Here is a 24,850-nt window from a genome sequence, read left to right as displayed (position 1 = left end):
AAAACGCGGCCCGCACCCACCGGGCACGGACCGCGTTCCGACGAAACCCCAGCTCACGGCTGCATGACACCGAAGCCCAGCAGCGCGAACACCAGCAGACCCAACGCGATCCGGTACCACACGAACAAGTACACGCTGTGGCGCTCAACGAACCGCAGCAGCCACGCGATCACCGCGTACCCGACCACGCCAGCCACCAACGTCGCCACGATCATCTGCGCCCCCGAAGGCTGCAGACCGTGCGCGCTGGGCTCGAACACGTGCGGAATCTCCGACAAACCCGCGGCGAACACCGCCGGAATCGCCAGCAGGAACGAGAACCGCACCGCCGTCGGCCGATCCAACCCCAACGACAGACCCGCCGTGATCGTGCCACCCGACCGCGACACACCGGGAATCAACGCCAGCGACTGGGCAAAACCCATCACCACACCATCACTGAGCTTGAGCTGCTCCTGGTTGCGGCGCTGCTGCCCGAACCGCTCGGCCAACCCCAGCAGCACACCGAACACGATCAACATCGCACCGGTGACCCACAAACTGCGCAGCGACGAACGGATGTAGTCCTGGAACAACACCCCCAGCACCCCGATCGGAATGCTGCCCACGATCACGTACCACGACAACCGGTAGTCCTGCGTCCTCCGCACCTCGGCGTTGAACAGCCCGCGGAACCACACCGCCACCAGCCGGGCGATGTCCTTGGCGAAGTAGATCACCACCGCCAACTCAGTACCGATCTGCGTCACCGCGGTGAACGACGCACCCGCGTCATCACCGAAGAACAACTCCGACACGATCCGCAAATGTCCCGACGATGAAACCGGCAGAAACTCGGTCAGCCCCTGGACCACGGCCAGCACCATGGCCTGCAACCACGACAACGAAACCCACTCCAGAAAAGTCGAGACAAAAACCAGCACCAACCCCGAACGCGGGGCAGCCGAGAAGACCGACCCAAATCTTGCAGCATCCCCCACCCCCGCCACACACACCCCGGGCAAACACCCGGCAAACAACCACCAACCCACCCTGTGATCCAGAACACCAGCGTTCAGACCCGCCGTCCCAACCTCACCAACACAACCCCCCGCACCGAATACCCTCCCCACCGTGGAACACCGACAGCTCGGCCGCAGCGGCCTCCGCGTCTCCCGCCTCGCCCTCGGCACCATGACCTGGGGACTCGACACCGACGCCGACGGCGCCGCCGAACAGCTGTCGACCTTCCACGACGCCGGCGGCACCCTCATCGACACCGCCGACGTCTACCAGAACGGCCAAGCCGAACAAATCCTCGGCAACCTGCTCACCCACCACATCCCCCGCGACGAACTCGTCCTGGCCACCACCGCCGCCGCCCGCCGCAAACCCGGCCCCTTCGGCGGCGGCGCCTCCCGCGGCTCCCTGCTCGCCGCCCTCGACGACTCACTGCGCCGCCTGCAAACCGACCACATCGACCTCTGGCAACTCCACGCCTGGGACCCCGCCGTCCCACTCGAGGAAACCCTCGCCGCCATCGACACCGCCACCACCACCGGACGCATCCGCTACGCCGGCATCGCCAACTACGCCGGATGGCAACTGGCCACCGCAGCCACTCACCAACGCGCCCACCCCACCCGCACCCCGCTGATCTCCACCCAGCACGAGCACTCCCTGCTCGACCGCAGCGCCGAACGCGAAGTCATACCCGCCGCCGCACACCACGGCCTCGGCCTGCTCGCCTGGGCACCGCTGGGTCGCGGCGTGCTCACCGGCAAATACCGCAACTCCACCCCCGCCGACTCCCGCGGCGCCGGCCCCCTGGCCAGCTACGTCGAACACCACCGCACCGAACGCGCCGCCCGCATCGTGCACGCCGTGCTCACCGCCGCCGAAGGACTCGGAACCCCACCCGCCCACGTCGCACTCGCCTGGGTCCGCGACCGCCCCGGCGTCACCGCCCCCGTCGTGGGCACCCGCACCACCGGACAGCTCAAAACCGCCCTCGGCTCCGACGAACTCACCCTGCCCCCGGCCATCCGCGCCGCACTCGACGACATCAGCGCCCCCGACCAACCCACCACCCAACCCTGACCACACCACACCGGCCAACAGCCCATCAGGGATGCTGGAGACGAACCACCCCGCACTCCATCCGCGGGCCAGCACTTCCTAGGAGGGCCTCGTTGCGCCGTCTGGTCATCACGTGCCTGATCGCCACCCTGCTCACCAGCTGCGGGACCGACAGGCCCAGTGACCCCCTCCAGGTCACCAACACCCTGACCGCAGCGACGCCCGCCACCTCACCGGCCGCAACAGTCCCGCCAACAGGTGAGGTCCGCCCCGCGCCACCGGTGCAACTCAGCGCCTTCGACCCGGAGACCAGCACCCTCGTCCTGGCCAGCGGCCCCACGCTCACCCTGATCAACACCAGCACCGGAGCCGAGCAGAAAGCCACCCTGGTCAGCCCGCCGGCGGGTCTGCACACCCAGAACGGCCAGGTCCTCGCCGCGCTGCCCGACAGCGACCAGATCACCCACGTCGACCTGCGCACCGCCCAAACCCGAAGCACCGCCGTCTCCGGCGGCCCGGTCTACGCGATCGACCTCGACGCCGAACGCACCGCCGTCGCCCTGCGCAACCCCGCCACCGTGACGATCTTGCACAACGGCAAACCCGCCGCCACCGCCGACAACCTCTCCGGCCCAGCACAGCTGCTGCCCACCCCGGACAACGTCTACGTCCTCGACCGCCTCACCACCGCCATCACCCCCATCAACCCCACCAACGGCGAAAAAGGCGCAGGTCTGCGCGCCGGACAAGGCGCCACCAACGCCATCGGCGACCGCTACGGACGCATCATCACCATCGACACCCGAGGCCAAGAACTCCTCGCCTTCAGCACCGACCCCCTGGTGATGAAACAGCGCTACCCCGTCCCCGGCTCCCCCTACGGTCTCGCCTACGACCCCACCCGCGACCTAGCCTGGGTCACACTGACCGCGACCAACGAACTCGTCGGCTACGACATCGCCGGCGGCGAACCCACCGAACGCCACCGGCTGCCCACCATCACCCAACCCAACAGCGTCGCAGTCGACCCGAACACCGGAACGATCTACGTCGCCTCCGCCAACGGCGCCGGATACCAGGTGGTGAAGCCATGACCCCATCCCCCGAAGGGAACGACCCCGACTGGGAGTACCGACCGCTGCGCCTCCCCCCAGGAGTCACCCGCTGGAGCGCAGCGATGCAACTGAGCATCCACGCCGAGTTCTCCGGCTGGGAACTCTCCCGCGTCCTGCTCTACGCCGACGGAACCCGCAAGATCTGGCTCCGCCGCAAAAGATCAACACCAGGCGTCCCCGAACTCCTCACCTGAGCATCACGGGACCCGCAACAACCACTCCCGAGTCGCGAACTTCGACTCGATCAACTCCTGCGCCCGCACGCGCTCGGCATCGGTCACCGGACCATCCACCAACCCGAACCGATCCCGAAAACCCTCAATCAACCGATCGATCACGACCTCGCGAGCCAACCCCGTCTGCCGCCGCAACGGATCCACCCGCTTCTTCGCGCTCGCCACACCCTTGTCGGACAACTTCTCCTTGCCGACCCGCAGCACCTCACCCATCTTGTCTGCATCGATGCTGTAGGACATCGTCACGTGGTGCAGCACCGCACCCGACGCCAACCGCTTCTGCGCCGCACCACCGATCTTGCCCGCATCCGAAGCGATGTCGTTCAACGGCTGATACCAGACGTTCAACCCCAACTCCCGCAACACACCCAACACCCAGTCGTCCAAGAACGCATACGACTCCCCGAAACTCATCCCCGCCACCAACGACGCCGGAACGTAAAGCGAATACGTCACCGTGTTCCCCGGCTCCACGAACATCGCCCCACCACCGGTGATCCGCCGCACCACCTCGATCCCGTGCCGCTGCGCCCCCTCCAGATCCACCTCGTTGCGCACCGACTGGAAACTCCCGATGATCACCGACGGCGCCGCCCACTCCCAGAACCGCAACGTCGGCGCCCGACGCCCCGCACCCACCTCCTCCGCCAACACCTGGTCCAACGCCATGTGCATCAACGGCGTCTGCGGCCCGTCGTGCACCAAACACCACTCGTGATCAGACCAGTCCGACGCCCGCGACAACGCCCGCCGCACCGCCACCGCCACCGCATCCGCGTCAAAACCCCCCAACCGCGCCCCCTCCGGCAGTCCACTGCGGACCCGACGCGCCAGCTCCTCCCCATCGGCATCCACCGGCGCACCCGTCAACGCACCGTTGATCGCCTCCAACGCCTCATCCGGCTCCAAAAAGAAATCACCGCTCAACCGCACCCCGGACAACCGGCCATCCACCACATCGAGATCGACCACGACCAACTTCCCACCAGGAACCTTGTACTCACCGTGCACCACGAACACCCCTGAACATCGACAACTACACCGGACAACATCGCACGAACCCGAATATTCCACCGCACCCGGAGGCCACCACGTGACCCGCACCGAACTGCTGCTTACCGGCGCCCAACTCGCCGACGGCACCGGCACCCCGCTGCGCCCCGCCGACGTCCTCCTCCACGACGACCGCATCGCCGCCGTCGAAGCACCCGGCACCTTCCCACCCGACACGCCCCGACGCGACCTCACCGGCCTAGTACTGGCCCCCGGCTTCATCGACGTCCACTCCCACGCCGACAACGCACCCCTGCTCCCCACCGACGACACCACCAAGATCCACCAAGGCATCACCACCGAAATCGTCGGCAACTGCGGCTTCAGCCTCGCCCCGCGCAGCCACACCCACCACGACACCCTCGCCACCTTCCTACAACGCCTGTTCCCACCCCTGGACCTGACCTGGACCGGCTTCCACGACCTGTTCACCACCACCGACGCCGCCGGCTACGTCACCAACTACTGCCCCCTCATCGGCCATGGCACCCTCCGCATCGCTGCCACCGGCATGACAGACGCAGCCCCCGACGACGACGCCCGCCGCACCATGCGCACCGCCCTCGAAGAAGGCATGACCGCCGGCGCCTTCGGCCTCTCCAGCGGCCTGATCTACCCACCCGCCGTCTTCGCCACCACCGACGAACTCACCGACCTCGCCACCGTCCTCGGCGGCAACGGCCACTACGTCACGCACATGCGCAACGAAGGCGACGCCCTGGTCGACTCCATCGACGAAGCCCTGCGCATCGGAGCCATCGCCGGACGAACCCACATCTCCCACCTCAAGGTCACCGGCCCCCGCAACTGGGGCACGATGCAGGCCGCCCTCGACCGGCTCAACAACGCCCGACACCACGGCCAGCACGTCCACCAGGACATCTACCCCTACACCGCGTCCTCCACGATGCTCACCGCCGTGCTGCCCGCCCACTACCTCGTCGGCAGCGCCGACGACATCCTCACCCGCCTGACCAACCCCACCAGCCGCGACGAACTCGCCACCGCGGTTACCAACAGCACCCACTGGGACCGCATCCTCATCGCCACCACCGCCAGCCACCGCCACGAAGGCCGCACCCTCGCCGAAATCGCTGACACCAACGGCGTCGAACCGGTCGACGCACTCATCGACGTCCTGGTCGGCGAACGCCTGCGCGTCGCGATGATCCACTTCAGCATGCACGAGGACGACCTCGAACTCGCCCTGGCAGACCCGCGCACCGCGATCGGTTCCGACGGCCTGCCACCCGGCACCGGCGGCAAACCCCACCCGCGCCTGACCGGCACCTTCCCCCGCGTCCTCGGCCGCTACACCCGCGAACGCGCCGTGCTCACCCTCCCCGAAGCCGTGCACCGGATGACCTGGCTGCCCGCGCAGATCTTCGGCATCCCCGACCGCGGCCTGATCGCCCCCGGCAAGATCGCCGACCTTGTCGCCTTCGACCCGCGGACCGTCCACGACCGCGGCGACTACCAAGACCCGATGCAGCAACCCGCCGGCATCCCGTGGGTCAGCCAGAGCGGCCGCACCGTCGTCGCCGACGGCCAGTACCTCGGCTCCCGCAGCGGAATCCGCCTCACCCCGCGAACCTGATCGCCGTCGAGGCGATCTTTTGGAGTTGTGCTGTGACGACTTTGAGCGTCAGCATTAATTTTTATCAACACTGAAATCATTAATAGCAATATTATTGCTGATCAACGGCCCTCGGAGGGCAGGGTCTGCCCATGGTCCCTGCCGGTGGGGATGATCAGGTCGGGCTGGATCTGCTCGACGGACTTCCCGTTCGCCCGTCGCCGCAGCGCGGTGCGCAGCACGCTGCCCGCGCTGCGGGCCGTGGAGGCGGTGCGATCGTCAACATCGCGTCCACGGCGGCCTGTACGCGATTCCGGCCGCCCCCGCCTACATGGCCGCCAAGCACGGCATCGTCGGGCTCACCAAGGTCGCCGCGGTCGACTACGCGCCGGACGGCATCGGGGTCAACGCCGTGTGCCCCGGCCCGATCCTCACTCCCAGGTTCGAGGAGGTGGCGGCCGGCACCGACATGATCGCGCGGCAGTCGGCGATCACGCCGCTCGGCCGGCTGGCCATGCCGGAGGAGGCGGCGGCGGTCTGGAGCTGCTCGGACACCGCGTCCTACGTCACCGGGATCGCGATGGCGGTGACGTAGGACATGAGGGTCATCGCGGTCGAGGAGCACATGGCCACCGAAGCGTTCCTGCCCGTCGCGCACGGCCTGGACTTTGTGCCGGGCGACAAGACCGAGTGCCTTTGAAGCGCACGGGGGGAAAGCCCTCCCGACTCTCGCGCCCGGCTCACCGATCTCGATGCCCGACTGCGGGAGATGGACCCGCTCGGGCAGGACATGGCGGTGCTCAGCCTTAACCCGCCCGGCGTCCAGCCAGCCCTACCCCGTGGCCGACGCGGTGCCGCTGACCCAGGATTTCAACGACGCGCTGGCCGCGTACGAGGACCATTTCCGTTCCGATACTCCCCGAGGGCTTCAACGATCTCCACTTGCCCGACCGAGCGATTCCGATCAGCGCTCGAGTGCGTCGCGATGCGATCCCCGGTGACGAGAAGGACCATCGGACAGTCACTTCCGCATCGAAAGGAGCCCGTCATGACTCTCTCCGACCCCCTCACCGCTCAGCAGCGCTTCGCCTCCTTCGACCCGGATCGCGACGAACTGCTCCTCCCCGCCCAGCACCGCACCGAGCTCGAGTTCGACGAGCTGGACGAGAGCCACCTGATCCGCGGCTACGACTGAAACGTTGTTTGAAGGCCGAGATCCAGCGAATAGGGACATCACCGCGCAAGCGCTGAAAAAGTTTCAAAGGGTCCTTCAACGATACTGTTGAAGGGGTGGATACCAGCGAGAACACCCGCCGAGAGCTGACCCAGGACGAGATCATCGAGCACGCCAGCGGCCTGCCCGGCGTCCTGGCGGAAACGGCAGGCGAGGCCACCGGCGCCCCGGAGATCGCCTGGGGCGACACCTTCTTCTCCTACGACCGGGAAGGCTCAGCCCCCGCCGACCGGACGTTTCCCTTCGCCACGATCGTCACCAAGGACTACACCGGCTTCGACACCGAATCGAACGTCGACCGGCCCGGCGTCTACCGCCTCAACATCAACGTCGGCCGAACCGAGTTCGAACGACTCGTCGGCCACAGCCCCGCTGCCCACGCGACCCACCACGACGAGTTCGACTACACCGCGCTGGACCGGCTCCTCCCCCACCCCGCCTACGCCGCCCAAGCCTGGATCTCGATCCTCAACCCCGGCCAGCAGACCGCCGACCAGGCCCTGAGTCTGATCACTCAAGCCCACACCCGGGCAGTCCAGCGCCACCGCTGACGCGCGCTGCGGCTGGTCGTGGTGACCAGCCGCAGCCCCGTCCTCACACGTCTCGCGCCAGCAGTTCCTTGAGCGCTCCGTCGATCACGGCGGTGTCCACCGGATTCATCCCGCCGCCAGCGAAGTGGCCCCACGCACCGGGAATCACGCGGAGCTCCGCGCCCGGGACGCGGGCGACCTCCCACTCGTTGTCCTCCGGTGGGAAGTACAGATCCTGCCGACCGGGCATGATGATCGACGCCGCCTTGATGCCGGCCAGCGCCTCCTCGATCCCTGCGTACCCCGGGGTCGCTCCGAGATCGGCGTTCTGCCAGGTCCACAGCATGGCCAGCAAGTTGTTCGCATCCCGCTTGAGGAACAGCGCCTCCCAGTACCCCACCAGGAAGTCCTCCAGGCTCCCGTAGTCCAAGGGCTCCGACTCGTAGCACTTCTCCCGGTAGAACTGCTGGCTGAAACCCCAACCCGCGTACACGCGCGCCAAAGCACGCAGCCCGGTCGTGGGCTGAGCGTCGTACCAACCGCCGTTCCACGCCGAGTCAGCGGTGAGCGCGGCCTTGACGCCCTCCAGGAACACGATGTTGTGCACGCTGGTCTTCGCCGCACCGCAGAACGGCAGCATCCGCCGCACCATGTCCGGATAGCTCAGCGCCCACTGGTAGGTCTGCGCCGCCCCCATCGACCACCCGGTCACCAGCTCCAGGCGCTCGATCCCGAACTGCTCGGTGACCAGGCGGTGCTGCAACCGGACGTTGTCGTGGATCGTCACATGCGGGAACCGCGCCCGGTCGTGCGGCGGCGGTGTGTTGCTCGGCGACGACGACAACCCGTTGCCGAGCATGTTCGGGACGATGATGAAGTACCGCGACGGGTCCAGCGCCATGCCCTCGCCGATCAACCACTCGTTGTCGTAGTGCTGCCTCGAATACCACGTTGGGTAGACGATCGCGTTGGACTTATCGTCGTTGAGCTCGCCGTAGGTCTTGTACGCCAGCTTCGCCTCCCGGAGCGTGGCGCCGCCCTGCAACCGGACGTCCCCGAGCTCGAACACGTCGTAATCCATCGAAACCCTCCGCCCCGCACGGTGTTCCCCGGCGAACTGCAGGAGCCAGCCCGCCTGCCGACGCGCCCAGTTTCATCTGGGCCGGACACGAACACCACTCCCGAAAACGGGGCACTGCGCTCTCTCGTCCGGGCTGTTTGCAAGCTGCGGGAACGGCTCACCGGGTCTGGTCGTCAGAATTTATTTCAATTAACACTGAAAAGAACGAAGCAACAGAACTCAAGTGCGGTTCACGGAGCAGCACGGCTACGACACCGTCTTCGCCGCGGACCACCTCGGCATCCCCTCCGCCTTCCCCACCCTCATCGCCGCGGCCCAGGCGACGGAACGGCTCGAGGTCGGCACCCTGGTGCTCAACGCGCCCTTCTGGAATCCCGCGCTGTTGGCCCGCGAAATCGCCACCACCGACCTTCTCACTGGCGGCCGCCTGGAGGTGGGACTCGGCGCGGGCCACATGAAGTTGGGAGTTCGACGAGGCCGGCGTCGAGTGACAGTCGTTCGGCGAACGAGCTGGAGGCCCTGCATCACGCGCTGCGGCACCGCGAGGTGTTCGCGCGGGACTCGAAACGCTGGGTTGACACGCGGCACGGCTTCTGGAAGGCCCGGCCTGGGACCGGATCCGGCCGAAGGTACTAGTCGGGCTGATCGAGGCCCAGGCCGACATTCCCCTGGCTCAGCTCTGGGGCGGCGGCATGGTCGCCTCGGTGGACGGGCTGCGGTTCGTCGTCCCTGTGAACACCGTCTACGCCGCCCACAATCCGCGCTATTTCGGTCACCGCAGAGGCGCAACCTGGCTCAACGCGATCAACGACCCGGTCGCCGAGATCGGCGCCGGTAGTGCCGGGTACGCAACGGGATTCGCTCTACCAGCTGGACGTGATGCTCAATCCCGGCCACGGCCGACGCCCCGAGCTGGGCACCTCTGACACCGCCGGGTATTCGAAGACCGCGGACTACGGCGTCGCGAACACGTCAAAGCACGACGACCACTCCAGCCGCTGCACGCAGCAGCACGACCATCCCCGCAGCCTGGCCTGGTCACCTGCTTCGATGAGCACATGCGCCGATCACGCACCCTCGCAGCGCCCTGGCTGGGCCTCACTCTGACCGTGGTCGCGTTGACCGGCTGCGCCGCGGAGGCCGAGCCGCCCGAGTTACCACCGGCCGGGGTGTACGAACACGACGCGACGGGGGAGACCTCGCAGGCCGAACCGATCCCGCCCGGCGGCACCGCCGCAGCGGTCACCGGCCCTTTGATCGACGCCGGCTGGTTCTGCTCGCAGGTCCGGGCCAACGCGGACGGGCGCGCCCTGTGGTGCCGGATCGGTCACCGCGACGCCACCGGCGCGGTCGTCCCGCAAGGTGGCGCAGTTCGTCCTCGACCGCGATGACCGGCTCGCGTGGGCATGGTTCGGACTGCCCGACACGCCCCCTGGCGGCCGCGACCGGGTCGTCGCCGCCGGGGCACCGGCGCTGTCCGCGATCTGGCCCGGCGCCGGTGACCGGATCCGGCAAGAGGCCGAAGACTTCGAGCGCGACCGCGCGCAGCGCCGGGACGGCGGACAGCGGACGGCGTGGCGGGACAGGCACACCGACTACCTCCTGTCCGCCGTGGACGGGCTGGTCGTCACCTCCCGGGACACCTCGGTCCGGCGCTGGCCCTCCGGCGCCGAGCACTACGCGACGACGATGAGCTCCGCCGTCGACGACCTGCGGGCCGGCGGATACGACTGCTACCACCCGCCGCAGCAGCCTGCAACCGCGTCCAGTCCAACGGCTACTTCCGAGTTACGCTGCGCGGCGACCAGATCGTCTCGGCCCAGTTCGGCATCGGCAGCAGGATCGAGGGCGGTCGGCAACGGCATCTGCTCAGCCAGGAATTCCCGCGCGGGCTGACGTTCCTGACCGAGGAGGTTCGCCGCGCGGTCACCGACCGCATCGAGGACTGCCGCCGCTCCGGAACCAGCTTCGCCGGGATCGTGGCCGGGACCGTCGTGATCGTCGACGCGCGCTGGGGGCCGGCTCCCCGCGACGGCGCCGACTACGCGACGTACCTCGACGTCCAGATCGGCGCACCACTGGCCGGCACCTACTATTAGCCCGGTACGCCTCAGAACGGCAACTCGCGCGTCGCGAAGCGTGTCCAACACCGCGCTGTCACCGTGCCCCATGACCAGATCCGGCTGCGGCTCGACGCGGCCCGAGAACATGCGCAGCACACCCGACCCCGACGCCTACGAAGCAATCCTTGAGGCCGAAGACCACGACCGAGATCAGCTCGACGCGCAGTGACCAGCCCTCCAGCCCTTGCCGGAGGATCCTGTCGGCTGCTACTCACGCCCCAAAACCGGCCGAGTGCCGAGTCATCCCGAGCCGCAGCGCCATGCCGCCCAACCCTATGCCCAGGTAGATGTGTTGTTGACCGCCGCGAGCTCGCAGTCAGACGCGCTCGATGACAGAGCGGTCCACGACCACGAACTGCGGATCAGCAGCGATCTCCCCAGACGCAGCCCCACTGAACACGCTGGAAGAAACTGGGCATCTCATGATGCTCCCCCGCGCGCGTGTGTCCTCTCGCATCCGCCGCGGGCACATGATCCGGCGATCTGCGCTACAGCGTCCTGACAGGGCGGGGCGGTTCTCGTCCTGGCCCATGGGGACAGAACGAGAACACGTTCGCGGCCCCTCAGTCGAGACAGAACTCGTTGCCCTCGATGTCCTGCATCACGATGCACGACTCGTTGTCGTCATCGGCAAGCAGTAGTCGCACGCGTACTGCGCCGATCCCGACCAGTCGTGCGCACTCGGCCTCGAGTGCGGCGAGGCGCTCTTCACCCACGAGCCCGGTGCCGACCCGCACATCAAGATGCAGCCGATTCTTGACGACCTTGCCTTCGGGAACGCGCTGGAAGTACAGTCGCGGGCCCGTACCTGAGGGATCACTGCAGGCGAACCATGAATCCCGCTGCTCAGGTGGCTGCGAATGCTTGAAATCATCCCAAGTGGCAAACCCCTCCGGTGGCGGTGGTACGACGTACCCCAACACTTCGCACCAGAAACGAGCGACCCGCTCAGGTTCTGCGCAGTCGAAGGTGACTTGGAACTGCTTGACCGACGCCATCGGTCCACCATAGTGGCGCGTGCTGTTCACTGAGACCCCAGATGTCATCGCCGCCAGGCGAGCATCGGACCATCCGAGCGCTGGATCTCCCCCGCGACGGCGAACCCCGGTTTCTCGGTGACGCGCTGGGACGGCTCGTTGGTCAGGTCGGTCGTGATCACTATTGGGCGGCGGCAGGCCGATCCTCTGCGCGGACGCGCCGCAGGACGAGTCGGTCCGTGCGGATTTCGGCAGGTCCAAGCGTCACACCGGAAACCGTAGGACTGAGGCCTGACATCGGTGCCGCGCTTCCTCCTTTCCGGCGCCGGAAAGGAGATTAGATTCAGTCAGCACTGAAAGAGTAGAATTTATCAACGTGATCAGCGCCATTCAAATATCGGCACTGAGTGCCGTTGAACTACCGGAGTTCGCGGAGCGCGTCCTCGAGGTGCTTGAGCACCACGTCCGTCGGAGCCGCGGTCCGGACGACGCCCACGACCACGTTCTCCCCTTCGGTCACAGTGGGCTCCACTGTGGATCGCTGGCCGGACAACGCGGCGGCGACCTGCTGGATCGCCTCGTGCAGCTGCCGCTTGGCGTCCAGCGCTCCCCCGCTCTTCAGCCACTGCCGGAGCACGTGGTTGTGCGCTGCGACCACGGCCGCCGCCGCCACTGCGGCCCGCAGGTCCCCGCCGGACTCGCCCGCGTAGCACTGGCGCAGGTACCGCGCGAACACCCGCTGGTAGCGGTCGATGCTCGCGATCTCCTTGTCCCGCAAGGCAGGCACCTCGCGGGTCAGCTCGAACCGCTTGAGCGAGACCTCGGGTTCGACCAGGTACATCTCCAGCACCACCTCAGCGGTGCGCCCGAGCACCACCATGGGGTCGGCCGCCGGGTCGGCGCCGTCGAGCACCTCGACCACCTCGGCCAGGCGCTCGTCGTGCCCGGGGAACACGACGTCTTCCTTGGAACGGAAGTAGCGGAAGAAGGTGCGCCGGCCGACACCGGCCGCATCGGCGATCTGGTCCACAGTGGTCGCTTCGAAGCCCTGCGCGGCGAACAGCTCGAGCGCGGCCAGCGCCAGGGCGCTGCGCACCCGTCGGCGGCCGTGCGCAGTTCGGCCGGAGCGGGGCTTGGGCGCAAGTTTCGCTGCCTCGGACATGGCCGGAATATAGCACCGTTTCGCGTTGCTAGTGGCACTCAGTGCCGTTACGATGGCGCTCACGAACAGAGTCCGCGAGCTGTGCGGACCCGCGACGGACTACCCCCACCGGGCACGGCGGCGGGAGCGAGGAGGCACCCGGTGAACCCGAACTTCGGCATCTACCAGCTGGCCGAGGAGCACGACGCGCTGCGCGAGGCGGTTCGCGACCTGGCAGAGAAGGAGATCGCCCCGCACGCGGCCGAGGTGGATGAGCAGGAGCGCTTCCCGCGCGAGGCTCACGACGCACTGGTCAAATCCGGGTTCGCCGCGGTGCACATCCCGGAGGCCTACGACGGTCAGGGCGCCGACTCGGTCGCCACCTGCATCGTGATCGAGGAGGTCGCCCGCGTCTGCGGTTCGTCCTCGCTGATCCCTGCGGTGAACAAGCTCGGCACCATGCCGATCTTGCTGTCCGGCTCCGAGGACCTCAAGAAGAAGGTGCTGCCCTCGATCGCGACGGGCGAGGCGATGGCCTCCTACGCCCTCTCGGAGCGCGAGGCGGGCTCGGACGCTGCCGCGATGAAGACCCGCGCTCGGCTCGACGGCGACCACTGGGTGCTCAACGGCAGCAAGTGCTGGATCACCAACGGCGGTGAGTCCAAGTGGTACACCGTGATGGCGGTGACCGACCCGGAGAAGCACGCCAACGGCATCAGCGCCTTCGTCGTGCACGCCGACGACCCCGGCTTCGTGGTGGGGCCGAAGGAGAAGAAGCTCGGGATCAAGGGTTCGCCGACGGCTGAGCTGTACTTCGAGGACTGCACCATCCCGGCGGACCGGATCATCGGCGAGCCTGGCACCGGCTTCAAGACGGCGCTGCGCACCCTCGACCACACGCGCCCCACCATCGGTGCGCAGGCCGTGGGCATCGCCCAGGGCGCACTGGACGCCGCGCTGGCCTACGTCAAGGAGCGCAAGCAGTTCGGCAAGGCGATCGCCGACTTCCAGGGCGTGCAGTTCATGCTCGCCGACATGGCGATGAAGGTCGAAGCCGCCCGCAACATGGTCTACCTCGCGGCGGCCCGCGCCGAGCGCGGCGAGCCCAACCTGGGCTTCATCTCCGCTGCGGCGAAGTGCCTCGCGTCCGACGTGGCCATGGAGGTCACCACCGACGCGGTGCAGCTCTTCGGCGGCGCGGGCTACACCCGCGACTTCCCGGTGGAGCGCATGATGCGCGACGCCAAGATCACCCAGATCTACGAGGGCACCAACCAGGTCCAGCGCATGGTCATGGGCCGCGCCCTCCTGAAGGGCTGAGCTGGTCGGGGGTTGGGACGGTGGCGTCCCAACCCCCAGCCTTCTGCCTGGTCCTCGACGTCGGGATCCGTCGGGATGACCGCTGGCCGGGCAGCCAGCAGACTGGTAGCCACCAGTCACTGGACAGGGGGCATGGCATGCACGCGGTACGCGACTTCGTCGCCTTCATCGGCCGGCTCGGCATCGGCATCATCCTGATCGCGCACGGCTGGCAGAAGGTCTTCGGCTACGGGCTCGACGCGGTCGGTCGCAGCTTCGCCGAGATGCACGTCCCGCTGCCGCAGGTGTCCGCCTGGTTCGCCGGACTGGTCGAGCTGATCGGCGGGATCTTCCTGGTCATCGGACTGCTGCTGCCGCTGGTCGGCATCCTGGTCGCCATCGAAATGGCCGGCGCGATCGTCCTCGTGCACCTGCCGCACGGCCTGTTCTCGCCCGAAGGTTTCGAGCTGCCGCTGGCCATCGGGGTCGCCGCGCTCGCGCTGGGGTTCAACGGCGGGCGCTGGTCGATCGACCACGGACTCTTCGGTCGCCGCCGCAGCACCCCGGCCGAACCGGAACCGAGCGCGACCTGACGGCTACTCCGCTTCTACCTCTCTGCGCTGCTGGGCGGCCAGGTAGTTGCCCGACTCGGCGTACAGGCTGGTCAGCAGCCAGGCACCAACACCGATGTCGTCGCCGATGCCCAGCAGCGGCAGGAAGTCCGGGATGAAGTCGATCGGCGAGATCACGTAGCAGACCGCGAGCAGCCACAGCAGCAGCTGGTAGCGCGGCAGCACCGGATTGCGGCCGCGAGCGGTGGCCGCGATCATCCCGGGGACCGCCCGCGCCCTGCGCAGGGGGTTCCCCACCGGCGCAGCCCGGTGCGCACGCACTGCGGCGAGCACCGGGACTCGACGGCGCACAGCAGCCATCGCACCGGCCAGGAGCATGCCCAGTCCGGCTGCGATCAAGCCGACCGGCAGCCGCCTGCCGCGTCGCCTCCGAACACCACCGCGACGACCACTCCGGCCACCAGCAGCAGCCCGCCGACCACGATCATCGCCAGTCCCCCGTTCCTGCGCCGCTGCGATCAGGTTGCCACGATCCGCGTTCGAGCGGCGGAGCCGGGTGTTCCGTGGCACGGTCGGCGAAAGCTGGTCGACTTCCGCCGGAAGTCGCCGACGCTGGGGAGGACCGTGGTCGACCAGGCCGAATCGCAGGCGCGCGACACCTCGCTGGCCCGCGCCAGCACGACGATGGCCGTGGCTACCGCCACCAGCCGGATCAGCGGCCTGCTGGCGAAGGTGCTGCTGGTCGCGGTGCTCGGACTCGGCGTGGTCAACGACTCCTACACCGTGGCCAACACGCTGCCGACCGTGGTCAACGAACTCCTGCTCGGCGGAGTGCTCACCAGCATCGCCGTCCCGCTCCTGGTTCGCGCGCAGCAGCAGAGCCAACGGGAGGGCACCGAGTACGCCCGCTGGATGATCACCATGGGCGGAGTGCTGCTGCTCGTGGCCACGGCAGCCGCAGTCGCCGCCGCTCCCCTGCTCACCGAGCTCTACCTCGGCCCGGACACCCACGCCAACGCCGCTCTGACCACCGCTTTCGCCTACCTGCTGCTGCCGGGCATCGTCTGCTACGGCCTGTCCGCGCTGCTGCAGGCGATCCTCAACGTGCGCGGGCTTTTCGGCACGCCCGCGTGGGCACCGGTGGTCAACAACCTCGTCGTGATCAGCACGGTCGTGGTGTACGCGCTGATGCCCGGTGAGATCTCCACCCACCCGGTGCGGATGGGCGAGCCGAAACTGCTGGTCCTGGGTATCGGCACGGCGCTGGGCATCGCCGCGCAGACGCTGATCATGGTCGTGTCGCTGCGGCGCAGCGGCTTCCGCTACCGGTGGCGCTGGGGCTGGGACCGGCGGCTGTCGGAATTCGGCGGGCTGGCCGGTTGGGTCGTGCTCTACACGCTGGTCAGCCAGGCGGGCATGGTCGTGATCACCCGCGTGACCGGGCAGGGCACGCCCGGCAGCGTCGCGACGTTCAACTACGCCTGGCTGCTGTCGCAAGTCCCCTACGGGGTCCTCGGCGTCTCGCTGCTGACCGCGCTGATGCCCCGGATCAGCAAGGCCGCCGCAGCCGACGACACCCGCTCGTTCGTCTCCGACCTGGCGCTGGGCACGCGCATGAGTTCGGTGCTGCTGATGCCGATCAGCGCACTGCTCATCGTCGCGGGCGGCCCGCTCGCAGTGGCGTTCTTCTCGCTGGGTGCCAGCGATGTGGCCGCTGCCGACCGGCTCGGATACGCCTTGGCCGCGGCTGCGATCGGGGTGGTTCCCTTCGCCATCACGATGCTGCAGCTGCGCGCTTTCTACGCGATGCACGACGCCCGCACCCCGACCTGGATCAACGTGATCATGGTCGTGGTGCGCAGCGCGCTGTGCTACCTCGTGCTGGCCACCGCGGACCCCAGCGACCTGGTCGTCGGGGTGACCGCGGCGATGTCGGCGAGCTTCGCGGTCGGCGCGATCGCCGGGCAGATCTGGCTGCGCTGCCGGGTCGGACGCCTGCGGACGAAGAGCACCCTCGCCGGGATCGGGCGCAGCATCGCCGCCACCGCGCTCGGATGCGGCTGCTCCATCGCAGTCGTTGCGGCGGTGCGCAGCGTGTTCGGGCCGCTCCCCACCGCCGCGGATGCCTGGGCGTCGCTGGTCATCCACACGGTCGTGGTGCTGGGAGTCAGCTTCATCGCGCTGGCGCTGTTCCAGGCCCCGGAGCTGAAACCCGCGGTGGACCGGCTGGCCCGCGTCTTCCGGCGCTGACCGTCACTTGCGGTTGCGCACGTGCGGTCGGCTCCGCTCAGCGCGGAGCGCACGCAGCTCGGGCGGGTCCGGGAGCGGTTCTAGCGGTTCGCCGATCGCCCACTCCAGCAGCAAATCCGCCAACCGCGGATTGCGCGCCAGGACCGGGCCGTGCATGTAGGTGCACACGACGTGTCCGCGGACCGCGCCTTCGGCGGAGTCGTGGCCGTTGCCGATGCCGCGCACCACTCGACCCAGCGGGCGCGAGTCGCCACCCACGCTGGTCCGACCGAGGTGGTTCTCGAACCCGGTCAGCATCCCAACGCCCATCAGCGTCGACTGCGTGGTGACCTCGCCGATCGCCCGCCCGTCGCCGGGTTCGGTGTCGGCATCGACGAAGCCGAGTCCCTCGTGCCGCTCACCGTCCCCAGTGACGAAGCTGGTCCCCAGCACCTGCAACCCGCCGCACACGCCGAGTACCGGAACGCCCCGGTCCACCGCGCTGCGCAGGCCCCGGCCTCGGCGCAGGAATCGCACGGCCGCGACCTGCGCGACGTCCTCTCCCCCACCGATCAGGTACAGGTCGCAGGACTCCGGCACCGAGTCCGCGGATGACAGCACCGTGACCGTCTCGCTGTCGATGTTGCGCCACTTCAGCCGCTGTGCCAGCACGATGACGTTGCCGCGGTCGCCGTAAGTGCCCAGCAAGTCGGGCAGCACCAGGGCGAGGCGGATCCGGTCGCGCATCATCAGCGGCTCCGGGCGACGAGATCGCGGAACGCCGTGTAGTTGGCGATGACGTCCGGCACCCCGTCGTCCGTCCCGGCCAAGGCGTCGTCCACCGAGGTGGAGACGGTGGCCGGTACCCCGGCGTAGTGCAGGCGCACCGCGAGGTCGAGGGCGCGATCCCCGGCGACGCGCACCGGGCGGTCGCCGAGCAGCTCGAAGTCGACGTCCCAGAGCCAGGACACGTCGTAGCCGTCGGCTTCCCGGCTGTTGACCATCAGCACCAGCGGGTGCTGCTCGGTGGAGGCCAGGTCCAGCATCTCCAGCCAGCTCGCCGGGTTCTTCGCCAGCAGCAGCCGCACCGCCCGCCCCGCCAGCTGAACGGTGCCGTAACGGCCCGCTGCTTCGGTGATCTGCTGAATGCGCTGCACCGCGGCGCCCTGGTCGCAGCCCAAGTGCTCCGCTGCTGCCAGGGCGAACGTCGCGTTGACCCGGTTGACCTGGCCGGGCAGCGCCAGGTCGAGCGCGCAGCGAGTGCCGTCGGAGGCCACCGCGGCCTCGGTCGTCGCGGTCCAGTCCGCTTCGGGACGCGATAGGCCGCAGGTGCAGCGCCAGTCCTGATCCGCATCGCCGAGGAAAGCTCCGCAGCGCGGGCAGTTCAGCGCATCGCCCTTCCACCGCGCGCCACCGGAGATCCACGTGACGCTGGGATGGTCGGCGGCGGCGAACACGATGTTCGGGTCGTCGCGGTTGGCGATCACGTGCGCACCGGGAGCTCGAGCGAGGGCTCGCCGCAAGCTCTCGGCGACCGTGCGGATCTCACCGACCCGGTCCAGCTGGTCCCGGCTGAGGTTGAGCAGCAGGATCACGGCCGGTTCGAACTGCGCGGTCACCTGCGCCAGGTGCAGCTCGTCGACCTCCAACGCGGCGAACGGTGCGCTCGGCCGGGTCATCAGCGCGGCGACGTGCCCGTCGAGCATGTTCGCGCCGGTGGCGTTGCTGACCGCCGGGGCTCGCGAGCGCAGCGCCTCGGCCACCATCCGGGTGGTGGTGGTCTTGCCGTTGGTCCCGGTCACCATGACGACGCGCCGCCCGGCCACCAGCCTGCGCAGTGCCTGCGGTTGCAGGCTCAGCGCGAGGCGGCCACCGATCATCGCGCCGCTGCCCAGGCCGAGCCGCCTCGACATCGAGGAGGCCAACCGGCCCAGGTCGATCGCGATCGTGGTCCGCAGGTCGAGCCGGTGTCCGCTGCGATGTGGCGGCTGCACCGGTGCTGGTACCACCCGCCACTGCTGCCCGGTCGGTGAACTCCGACCGGTGGTCGGCTCGACGGCACCGGTCTCCCGCGTGGTCTCGGCCATGCGCCCCTCCCCCTCGGTGCCCGCAGCCGGCGGGCCTCCTGGGTCAGCTCGGGACGAGCACGTCACCACCATTCGGCCGCACTTGGTCGCGCCGTCCGTCACTTCTTCGCCAGTGTGGACCGAGATCGGCGAAACAGCGCGACGATCAGCAGCAGGACACCAGCGATGATCGCCGCTGGTCCCACCCAGCCGTGCAAGGCGCTGGTCAACTCGACCAGCGCGGCCTGTTGACCGGTGGACATCGTGGTGTCCCTCCTTCCGCGCGAGCAGGTCGTGTCCGGCCAGGTGCCGGAACTCGTCGCCGCACATGATCCAGCCGGAACCAGGCCGAGGTGGGTGCCAACATGCCGGTGAATCGCCCCATCGAGGAGGGTTTCACCAGCTCGGTGATCAGCGATGACGGACCGTGCGCACCGCAATCGGACGTGGCTGGGCGATCACCGCGATCCTGCCAAATGGCGCTCACCCGAACAGGTTCGGTGCGCTGAACACGTTCGGCGATCTTCGGGGCGATCGTTCAGGCTCGGACTGCACCCGCAGGCCCGCCGCGGCGGGCGAAGGGAGGCGGAATGGGTCAGATTCTGCTGTTGATCGGAATGGGCGGGATCGCTCTGGGCGGGATCGGTTGGACCGCCTGGGACATCCGCTCCGACTTGCGCCGACGCAAGTTGTGAGCACTGAATCCAGCAATCCTGAGAGGGCCCGCAGCGCGCACCGCTGAATGAGCGGAGTTCGCCGCGGGCCCTCGCAGCAGCACGGGGAACCCCGCCGGAGAGAGGCAGGCGGGGTTCCCCGTGGATCACCTGGTCCGAGCGGACCGGGTGGGTCACTTCAGGGTCAGCTGCTGACCCGGGAAGATCAGGTTCGCGTCCTTGATCACGTCGTTGTTCAGCTCGAAGAGCTTCTTCCAGTCGACGCCGAACTTCTCAGCGATCTTGCCCAGCGTGTCGCCGGACTGAACGGTGTAGGTGTCCACGACCGACACGGTCTTCTTGACCTGGGTCTTGGTCTCGGTCTTCGGGGTGACCTTCTTGGTGGTGCTGCCCGAAGCGACTTCCTGGTGCTCGGCGCCGCCGCCCTTGGTCAGGCCGGCCTTCTTCGAGCACACCGGCCAGGCGCCGGGGCCCTGCCCCTGGAGCACGCGCTCGGCGACCGCGATCTGCTGCGCCTTGGTGGCCTGCGAGGCGTTCGAGGCGTAGCTGGTGCCGCCGTAGGAGGCCCAGGTGGAGGCGCTGAACTGCAGGCCGCCGTAGTAGCCGTTGCCGGTGTTGATCGACCAGTTGCCACCGCTCTCGCACTTCGCGACGGCGTCCCAGGTGGACTCGGACGCGGCGTTGGCCGGTGCGGTGAGGGCGAACGGGGCGGCGACGACCGCGCCGGCCAGCGCCACGCGGGCGATGTTGCGACCGGTGGCGGACTTGCGGTGCTTGCCTCGGGAGAAAGCCATGTTTCGTCTCCAGCAACGCCTGCGCTGGCACCGGTGGCGGCCTGTCGGATCCGATCGGTGTCGGCCCGGCGAGTAGCTGCCGCCGCGGTGGTCAGGTCCCTGCCCCTGATGCGTGTCGGGGGTCGAGAAGCCCGCTGGAGCAGGGTTCGGCGCTGCGGACTTCCGGTCGTGCTCGTCGGCTTCGGGGGCGCCGACGAGGGGCCACGCTACGTAGCGAGATTCCGCAGACCAAACCATCAGCGAGTGGCCATCGTCATAGAAACGCCGACAAGATCGGCGCGATGTCGATGTTTTCCCAGTTCGACGCCTGATCATGCGGCAGGCTAAAAACCCAAAGCCGATCACCCAGGGTGAGACATGAGCCACGACTCACCCCATTGAGGGAATACCGAGCGCAATCACCCGCATCCGATCAGTCCCCGGCACAGCCGAAAAGGCCGCGAGCACCAGGGCTCGCGGCCTTTTCGCTTCCTCCGGTTCGTGTACCGATGTCCGGATTAATTTCTGTCAGCACTGAAGTTATGAGCAACACCGACCTCGCGGGCGCGCCCGTGCTCGGTCATTCCGTGCGGAGCCCGTCCGGCCGGGCGGCGCGGGCCGCCGCGGGCAGGATCAGCACGGTGACCACCAGCACCGATACGGCGGCGAAGGAGAACAGGCCGAACATCCCGGGCACGTCGAGAACGACCGCGCTCTCATTGGAGACCAGCACCACCAGCACCCCGAGGAGCAGTCCGGTGACCACGGCGAGCGCGGTGGCCACCAGCATCGGAACCGCGTTCTGCAGCAGCAGGGACCACGCCATCGTCCGGCGCGGCGCCCCGACCGCGCCGAGCACGGCCAGCGGCCGGCGCCGCTCCTGGATCTGCTCGGTGGCCGCGACGAAGAGGCTGCACCCGATCAGTGCGAACAGCACCAGCGCTCCCGTCAGCAGCACCACCTGGACGGCGGCCATCGCCATATCTCGGTTCAGATCCGGTATCGCGCCGAGCGAGCCCATCCCGTTGCTGGTCGTCGGTTCGACCAGGTGCGCCGCGGCGATGTTGCGGACGCGCTCGACGACGTCGGGCGACGCCGCCGGGGCGAGTTCGGCCTCGATGCTGACCTGCCGGGCGATGTCCAGCAGGCCACCCGCCGCAGCAGGCGTGACCAGCAGTTCCCGTCCGACGTTCGACCGGCTCTCGGCCAAGCGCACCGTGCTGGGAACGCTCCAGGTGACCGGCCGGTCCGGGGTCGGCCTGCTGGTCGCACCGAAGTGGCTGGCGATCAGGTGCATCGTCGTACCGGCCAGGTGATCGACGCGCTGGTCCGAGGTGACGGCGAAGACATCTCCGTCCGCGCAGTCCGGCACCGTGGCCAGCCCGTGGATCTGCGCGCAGTCCACGACGCGCACGGTCCACGAGGTGTACTCGTCGTCGCTGGCCTGGACCGACGAGCCCATCGCGCGCGCGTCGAGAACCCCGGGCAGCGCCTGCAGTTCGCGCACCGCTTCTGTCACGGCCGCCGGATCCTCCGGCAGGCCGCCCTCGATCGTCATCGAGTCGACCGCTTTGACGCTCGGTCTCGAAGCGTGGTTCGCATCCGAGGCGATCACGCTCGCGAGGAGCGTCTGCAGCGCGATCACGCCGGTCACCACCACTGCGATGGCGCTGACCGAACGCGCGGCGGTCCCGCTGGTCAGCTGGAGCCGCCGCACCGCGAGCTGCCACGCGGTGGAATCACCACCCAGCCGGCCCGCGAACCGCTCGACGCACCACGGCAGCACCAGCGGGACACCGGCGAGCACCAGCACGACCGACACCACGAACAGCCGGAGCGCCGGCTGACCGGCGATGCCGTGCAGGCCGATGAACACCAGGCCCGCCAGGCCCACCACGACCGGCGCCACCCGCCAGAGCAGCTTCCGCGGCCGCGCCGCGCCCCGGCGCGTGACCTGCAGCGGCTCGGCGATACCGCGGCGCAGGGCGGCGATCGTGACCAGCGCGGCCAGCGCGGGAATCCCGATGGTGACCAGCGACGCCAGCCACAAGACCGGTCGCACGTCGGAGCTGAAGAGCGAGAACTCGCTCGTCGAAATGCCGTAAACCGCCGGTTTCGCCAGCTCGAACAGCACCCAGCCCAGCGCGACGCCGAGCACTGCCCCGGCCAGGGACTCCCCCGCCGCCATCCGGCGCACCTGGGTTCCGGTGGCGCCGACCAGCCGCATCGCCGCCAGCCGCCGCTGCCGGGCCGCCTCGGCGAGCCGGGCGGTGGCCGCGACGTAGACCACGATCGGCGCCAGCAGCACCGCGATGGCCAGGGCCAGCACGAGCTGGAGATCGCCGTCCAGTTCCGTCCTGCCCGCCGCGGTTTCCCCGAAGTGGTCGAAGACGCCGTTCACCTGGTCGCTGTGCGGTGACAACGCGTCGGTGCCCGCGTAGTAGAACAGCTCTCCTGGACCGACCAGGCCGTCCTGGCCGATGACCCCGGTTATCTCGGCGGGCAACCGGGGCCGCAGCAGCTCACCTTCCGGGCTCTGCAGGAACTCCTGCAGAGCCGGGGAGACCACTACCTCGTCCGGTGCGGGATTGCGCGCCACTCCCGGCGCCACCGGCGCGTCCGGACGCACGTCCTGCAGTTGCAGCCCTTGGATGAAGTGGTCCCCGAACTGCAGCGGCGCTGTGTTCGCGACCAGCACGCCGACACCGGGAGCGTCCGCGGCGGCGACCGGGTCGCGCATGTTCTCCCGCTCGACCCGCGCGGAGTGGATGTTGGGCACCGCCGCGGCGCCGAGCAGCAGCGCGACACCGAGCGCGATGCCCAGCGCGGTCACCACGAGCCGTCCCCAAGGGCGGTGTCCGGTGAACACCAGCCGGAAGCCGAAGGTCAGGTCTTGCAGCCAGTTCGTCATCCGGACACCTCGACGAGTTCGGTGCTGCCGTCGCGGAGCACGACTTCCCGGTCGGCGTAGGCCGCCACCCGCGGCTCGTGGGTCACCAGCAGCACCGCTGCTCCGGTGTCCCGCGCGGCGCGGGTGAGCAGGCCCATCACCTGCTCGCCGCCGACCGAGTCCAGCGCGCCGGTGGGCTCGTCGGCGAAGACCACCGCGGGCTCGGCCACCAGTGCTCGCGCCAGCGCGGCCCGCTGGCTCTGGCCGCCCGAGATGTCGCCGGGCCGGGAGTTCGCGATCCCGGCGATGCCGAGCTCCTCCAGCCAGGTGGCGGCCTTCGCCTCGGCGGCACGGCGCTTGGCACCGCCCAGGCGCAGCGGCAGCGCCACGTTCTCCGCACGGTCAGCTCCGGCACCAGCTGGCCGAACTGGAAGACGAACCCGAACTCGTCGCGGCGCAGGGTGCTGCGCTGGTCATCGGTGAGCTCGGTCAGCTCGGTGCCCCGGTACCGGATCTGCCCGGAGTCCGGCCGCCGGATCCCGGCCAGGCAGTGCAGCAGCGTCGACTTCCCGGAACCGGACGAGCCCATGACCGCCACGACCTCCCCCGCCTCGACCGAGAGCTCGGCGCCGCGCAGGGCGGGGGTGGGGCCGAAGGACAGGTGCAGATCCGCACCGGACAGCAGCGGTTCGGTCACGGGGCGACCTCCTTGGTGAGTGGTTCGAGTCGGGTCACGGCCAGCTCCAGCCAGCGCAGGTCGGCTTCCAGGTGGAACAGCGCGTAGTCGTGCACCAGCTGCTCACCGGGTTCGGCGGCGGTCTTGCGGCGGGTCAGTTCGCGCATCCGGGCGAGGTGCGCGCGGCGCTGGCCGTCGAGCACCGCGGTGGCGTCGCGGCCGGAGCGGACCGCGAGGACGATCTTGGTGTAGAGGGTGTTGTGCAGCTCCGCGACGGGCTTCTCCGGCGTGTTCAACCACTCCTCCAGCCGAAGCCGGCCGGACTCGGTGATCGAGTAGCGCTTGCGGTCGGGACCGTCGCCGGACTCCACTCCGTCGACCTCGACCAGGCCGTCGCGCAGCAGCCGGGACAACGTCGAGTAGACCTGCCCGTAGGCCAGCGACTTGGCGTGCCCGAAGTCGGCGTCGTAAGCCCGTTTGAGGTCGTATCCGTAACCGGGGCCCCTCTCCAGCAACCCCAGCATGGTGAGACCGATCGACATGCGAC

General features: G+C 68.9%; 25 protein-coding genes and 3 pseudogenes. 15 read left to right on the top strand and 13 right to left on the bottom strand.

What is annotated here, in order from left to right:
* Positions 1–53: 53 nt before the first annotated feature.
* Complete coding sequence (locus ACWCO2_RS00800; RefSeq protein WP_450125588.1) at positions 54–884, bottom strand: undecaprenyl-diphosphate phosphatase; 831 nt, start codon at positions 882–884, stop codon at positions 54–56.
* 229 nt (positions 885–1,113) lie between these two features.
* Between ACWCO2_RS00800 and ACWCO2_RS00795 the strand changes: the two genes are divergently transcribed.
* From ACWCO2_RS00795 to ACWCO2_RS00785, 3 genes are all read left to right on the top strand, one after another.
* Complete coding sequence (locus ACWCO2_RS00795; RefSeq protein ID WP_450125587.1) at positions 1,114–2,079, top strand: aldo/keto reductase; 966 nt, start codon at positions 1,114–1,116, stop codon at positions 2,077–2,079.
* A gap of 92 nt (positions 2,080–2,171) precedes the next feature.
* A complete protein-coding gene (locus ACWCO2_RS00790; RefSeq protein ID WP_450125586.1) occupies positions 2,172–3,152 on the top strand; it encodes a YncE family protein in 981 nt (326 codons plus the stop codon).
* Entirely contained in the window at positions 3,149–3,367 is a 219-nt protein-coding gene (locus tag ACWCO2_RS00785) for a DUF5703 family protein (RefSeq protein ID WP_450125585.1), read from the top strand. The genes ACWCO2_RS00790 and ACWCO2_RS00785 overlap by 4 nt, the downstream gene beginning before the upstream one ends.
* 3 nt (positions 3,368–3,370) lie before the next feature.
* Here ACWCO2_RS00785 and ACWCO2_RS00780 read toward each other — a convergent pair whose 3' ends face one another.
* Positions 3,371–4,420 (bottom strand): lipoate--protein ligase family protein, encoded by a 1,050-nt coding sequence (locus ACWCO2_RS00780; protein ID WP_450125584.1) that lies wholly within the window; start codon positions 4,418–4,420, stop codon positions 3,371–3,373.
* Between the two features lie 82 nt (positions 4,421–4,502).
* Between ACWCO2_RS00780 and ACWCO2_RS00775 the strand changes: the two genes are divergently transcribed.
* From ACWCO2_RS00775 to ACWCO2_RS00760, 4 genes are all read left to right on the top strand, one after another.
* Positions 4,503–6,059 carry an N-acyl-D-amino-acid deacylase family protein gene (locus tag ACWCO2_RS00775; protein ID WP_450125583.1) on the top strand — a complete coding sequence of 519 codons (1,557 nt, stop codon included), beginning with the start codon at positions 4,503–4,505 and terminating at the stop codon, positions 6,057–6,059.
* Positions 6,060–6,369: 310 nt separating this feature from the next.
* A complete protein-coding gene (locus ACWCO2_RS00770) occupies positions 6,370–6,633 on the top strand; it encodes an SDR family NAD(P)-dependent oxidoreductase (protein WP_450125582.1) in 264 nt (87 codons plus the stop codon).
* A gap of 453 nt (positions 6,634–7,086) precedes the next feature.
* Positions 7,087–7,233: a hypothetical protein gene (locus ACWCO2_RS00765; RefSeq protein WP_450125581.1), complete on the top strand. Its 147-nt coding sequence runs from the start codon at positions 7,087–7,089 to the stop codon at positions 7,231–7,233.
* A 95-nt stretch (positions 7,234–7,328) separates the two neighbouring features.
* Positions 7,329–7,823, top strand: a complete 495-nt coding sequence (locus ACWCO2_RS00760) for a DUF6194 family protein (RefSeq protein ID WP_450125580.1) — start codon at positions 7,329–7,331, stop codon at positions 7,821–7,823.
* Positions 7,824–7,866: 43 nt separating this feature from the next.
* Here ACWCO2_RS00760 and ACWCO2_RS00755 read toward each other — a convergent pair whose 3' ends face one another.
* Entirely contained in the window at positions 7,867–8,883 is a 1,017-nt protein-coding gene (locus ACWCO2_RS00755) for an alpha/beta fold hydrolase (RefSeq protein WP_450125579.1), read from the bottom strand.
* Between the two features lie 223 nt (positions 8,884–9,106).
* Between ACWCO2_RS00755 and ACWCO2_RS00750 the strand changes: the two are divergent.
* The 5 genes and pseudogenes from ACWCO2_RS00750 to ACWCO2_RS00730 form a co-directional block, all read left to right on the top strand.
* A pseudogene (locus tag ACWCO2_RS00750) lies at positions 9,107–9,277 on the top strand (LLM class flavin-dependent oxidoreductase); the annotation flags it as partial.
* A gap of 247 nt (positions 9,278–9,524) precedes the next feature.
* Positions 9,525–9,825: pseudogene (locus tag ACWCO2_RS00745) on the top strand (Tn3 family transposase); the annotation flags it as partial.
* A 116-nt stretch (positions 9,826–9,941) separates the two neighbouring features.
* Positions 9,942–10,274 (top strand): hypothetical protein, encoded by a 333-nt coding sequence (locus ACWCO2_RS00740; RefSeq protein WP_450125578.1) that lies wholly within the window; start codon positions 9,942–9,944, stop codon positions 10,272–10,274.
* A 183-nt stretch (positions 10,275–10,457) separates the two neighbouring features.
* Positions 10,458–10,982 (top strand): hypothetical protein, encoded by a 525-nt coding sequence (locus ACWCO2_RS00735; protein WP_450125577.1) that lies wholly within the window; start codon positions 10,458–10,460, stop codon positions 10,980–10,982.
* Between the two features lie 70 nt (positions 10,983–11,052).
* The gene (locus ACWCO2_RS00730; RefSeq protein WP_450125576.1) at positions 11,053–11,175 is read left to right on the top strand and encodes a hypothetical protein; all 123 of its coding nucleotides are present in this window, start codon (positions 11,053–11,055) and stop codon (positions 11,173–11,175) included.
* Positions 11,176–11,569: 394 nt separating this feature from the next.
* Here ACWCO2_RS00730 and ACWCO2_RS00725 read toward each other — a convergent pair whose 3' ends face one another.
* Together ACWCO2_RS00725 and ACWCO2_RS00720 are read right to left on the bottom strand one after the other, a co-directional pair.
* The gene (locus ACWCO2_RS00725) at positions 11,570–12,004 is read right to left on the bottom strand and encodes a VOC family protein (protein ID WP_450125575.1); all 435 of its coding nucleotides are present in this window, start codon (positions 12,002–12,004) and stop codon (positions 11,570–11,572) included.
* A 397-nt stretch (positions 12,005–12,401) separates the two neighbouring features.
* Positions 12,402–13,145, bottom strand: a complete 744-nt coding sequence (locus ACWCO2_RS00720; RefSeq protein WP_450125574.1) for a TetR family transcriptional regulator — start codon at positions 13,143–13,145, stop codon at positions 12,402–12,404.
* Positions 13,146–13,286: 141 nt separating this feature from the next.
* Between ACWCO2_RS00720 and ACWCO2_RS00715 the strand changes: the two genes are divergently transcribed.
* Both ACWCO2_RS00715 and ACWCO2_RS00710 read left to right on the top strand, forming a co-directional pair.
* Positions 13,287–14,444 (top strand): acyl-CoA dehydrogenase, encoded by a 1,158-nt coding sequence (locus ACWCO2_RS00715; protein WP_450125573.1) that lies wholly within the window; start codon positions 13,287–13,289, stop codon positions 14,442–14,444.
* A gap of 137 nt (positions 14,445–14,581) precedes the next feature.
* Positions 14,582–15,016 carry a DoxX family protein gene (locus ACWCO2_RS00710; RefSeq protein WP_450125572.1) on the top strand — a complete coding sequence of 145 codons (435 nt, stop codon included), beginning with the start codon at positions 14,582–14,584 and terminating at the stop codon, positions 15,014–15,016.
* Positions 15,017–15,019: 3 nt separating this feature from the next.
* Here ACWCO2_RS00710 and ACWCO2_RS00705 read toward each other — a convergent pair whose 3' ends face one another.
* Positions 15,020–15,394: a YkvA family protein gene (locus ACWCO2_RS00705; protein ID WP_450125571.1), complete on the bottom strand. Its 375-nt coding sequence runs from the start codon at positions 15,392–15,394 to the stop codon at positions 15,020–15,022.
* Positions 15,395–15,619: 225 nt separating this feature from the next.
* Between ACWCO2_RS00705 and murJ the strand changes: the two genes are divergently transcribed.
* Positions 15,620–17,245: a murein biosynthesis integral membrane protein MurJ gene (gene murJ, locus ACWCO2_RS00700; RefSeq protein WP_450125570.1), complete on the top strand. Its 1,626-nt coding sequence runs from the start codon at positions 15,620–15,622 to the stop codon at positions 17,243–17,245.
* Positions 17,246–17,248: 3 nt separating this feature from the next.
* On the opposite strand, the gene ACWCO2_RS00695 is transcribed toward murJ, so the two are convergent.
* The 7 genes and pseudogenes from ACWCO2_RS00695 to ACWCO2_RS00665 form a co-directional block, all read right to left on the bottom strand.
* Positions 17,249–17,974 carry a type 1 glutamine amidotransferase gene (locus tag ACWCO2_RS00695; RefSeq protein WP_450125569.1) on the bottom strand — a complete coding sequence of 242 codons (726 nt, stop codon included), beginning with the start codon at positions 17,972–17,974 and terminating at the stop codon, positions 17,249–17,251.
* The gene (locus ACWCO2_RS00690; protein WP_450125568.1) at positions 17,974–19,311 is read right to left on the bottom strand and encodes a MurT ligase domain-containing protein; all 1,338 of its coding nucleotides are present in this window, start codon (positions 19,309–19,311) and stop codon (positions 17,974–17,976) included. Before ACWCO2_RS00690 ends, ACWCO2_RS00695 begins: the two co-directional genes overlap by 1 nt.
* A 98-nt stretch (positions 19,312–19,409) precedes the next feature.
* Positions 19,410–19,553: a hypothetical protein gene (locus ACWCO2_RS00685; RefSeq protein ID WP_450125567.1), complete on the bottom strand. Its 144-nt coding sequence runs from the start codon at positions 19,551–19,553 to the stop codon at positions 19,410–19,412.
* Between the two features lie 584 nt (positions 19,554–20,137).
* A complete protein-coding gene (locus ACWCO2_RS00680; RefSeq protein ID WP_450125566.1) occupies positions 20,138–20,758 on the bottom strand; it encodes a transglycosylase family protein in 621 nt (206 codons plus the stop codon).
* A gap of 559 nt (positions 20,759–21,317) precedes the next feature.
* The gene (locus tag ACWCO2_RS00675; RefSeq protein WP_450125565.1) at positions 21,318–23,648 is read right to left on the bottom strand and encodes an FtsX-like permease family protein; all 2,331 of its coding nucleotides are present in this window, start codon (positions 23,646–23,648) and stop codon (positions 21,318–21,320) included.
* Positions 23,645–24,324 (bottom strand): annotated as a pseudogene (locus ACWCO2_RS00670) (ABC transporter ATP-binding protein). Before ACWCO2_RS00670 ends, ACWCO2_RS00675 begins: the two are co-directional and overlap by 4 nt.
* The gene (locus ACWCO2_RS00665; protein WP_450125564.1) at positions 24,321–24,845 is read right to left on the bottom strand and encodes a PadR family transcriptional regulator; all 525 of its coding nucleotides are present in this window, start codon (positions 24,843–24,845) and stop codon (positions 24,321–24,323) included. Before ACWCO2_RS00665 ends, ACWCO2_RS00670 begins: the two are co-directional and overlap by 4 nt.
* Between the last annotated feature and the right edge of the window lie 5 nt (positions 24,846–24,850).

It is taken from the genome of Saccharopolyspora sp. NPDC002376 (assembly GCF_053593195.1).
The sequence above is the reverse complement of the archived record's forward strand: the minus strand, read 5'-3'. Positions and strand labels throughout refer to the sequence as shown.

Excerpts from the sequence above, each read along its gene's own strand:
- ACWCO2_RS00740 (WP_450125578.1), top strand. The coding sequence starts at position 9,942 with ATGCGCCGATCACGCACCCTCGCAGCGCCCTGGCTGGGCCTCACTCTG.
- ACWCO2_RS00770 (WP_450125582.1), top strand. The coding sequence starts at position 6,370 with ATGGCCGCCAAGCACGGCATCGTCGGGCTCACCAAGGTCGCCGCGGTC.
- ACWCO2_RS00755 (WP_450125579.1), bottom strand. The coding sequence starts at position 8,883 with ATGGATTACGACGTGTTCGAGCTCGGGGACGTCCGGTTGCAGGGCGGC.
- ACWCO2_RS00685 (WP_450125567.1), bottom strand. The coding sequence starts at position 19,553 with ATGTCCACCGGTCAACAGGCCGCGCTGGTCGAGTTGACCAGCGCCTTG.
- ACWCO2_RS00675 (WP_450125565.1), bottom strand. The coding sequence starts at position 23,648 with ATGACGAACTGGCTGCAAGACCTGACCTTCGGCTTCCGGCTGGTGTTC.
- ACWCO2_RS00785 (WP_450125585.1), top strand. The coding sequence starts at position 3,149 with ATGACCCCATCCCCCGAAGGGAACGACCCCGACTGGGAGTACCGACCG.
- ACWCO2_RS00765 (WP_450125581.1), top strand. The coding sequence starts at position 7,087 with ATGACTCTCTCCGACCCCCTCACCGCTCAGCAGCGCTTCGCCTCCTTC.
- ACWCO2_RS00720 (WP_450125574.1), bottom strand. The coding sequence starts at position 13,145 with ATGTCCGAGGCAGCGAAACTTGCGCCCAAGCCCCGCTCCGGCCGAACT.
- ACWCO2_RS00680 (WP_450125566.1), bottom strand. The coding sequence starts at position 20,758 with ATGGCTTTCTCCCGAGGCAAGCACCGCAAGTCCGCCACCGGTCGCAAC.
- ACWCO2_RS00695 (WP_450125569.1), bottom strand. The coding sequence starts at position 17,974 with ATGATGCGCGACCGGATCCGCCTCGCCCTGGTGCTGCCCGACTTGCTG.
- ACWCO2_RS00725 (WP_450125575.1), bottom strand. The coding sequence starts at position 12,004 with ATGGCGTCGGTCAAGCAGTTCCAAGTCACCTTCGACTGCGCAGAACCT.
- ACWCO2_RS00710 (WP_450125572.1), top strand. The coding sequence starts at position 14,582 with ATGCACGCGGTACGCGACTTCGTCGCCTTCATCGGCCGGCTCGGCATC.
- ACWCO2_RS00690 (WP_450125568.1), bottom strand. The coding sequence starts at position 19,311 with ATGGCCGAGACCACGCGGGAGACCGGTGCCGTCGAGCCGACCACCGGT.
- ACWCO2_RS00730 (WP_450125576.1), top strand. The coding sequence starts at position 11,053 with ATGACCAGATCCGGCTGCGGCTCGACGCGGCCCGAGAACATGCGCAGC.
- ACWCO2_RS00665 (WP_450125564.1), bottom strand. The coding sequence starts at position 24,845 with ATGTCGATCGGTCTCACCATGCTGGGGTTGCTGGAGAGGGGCCCCGGT.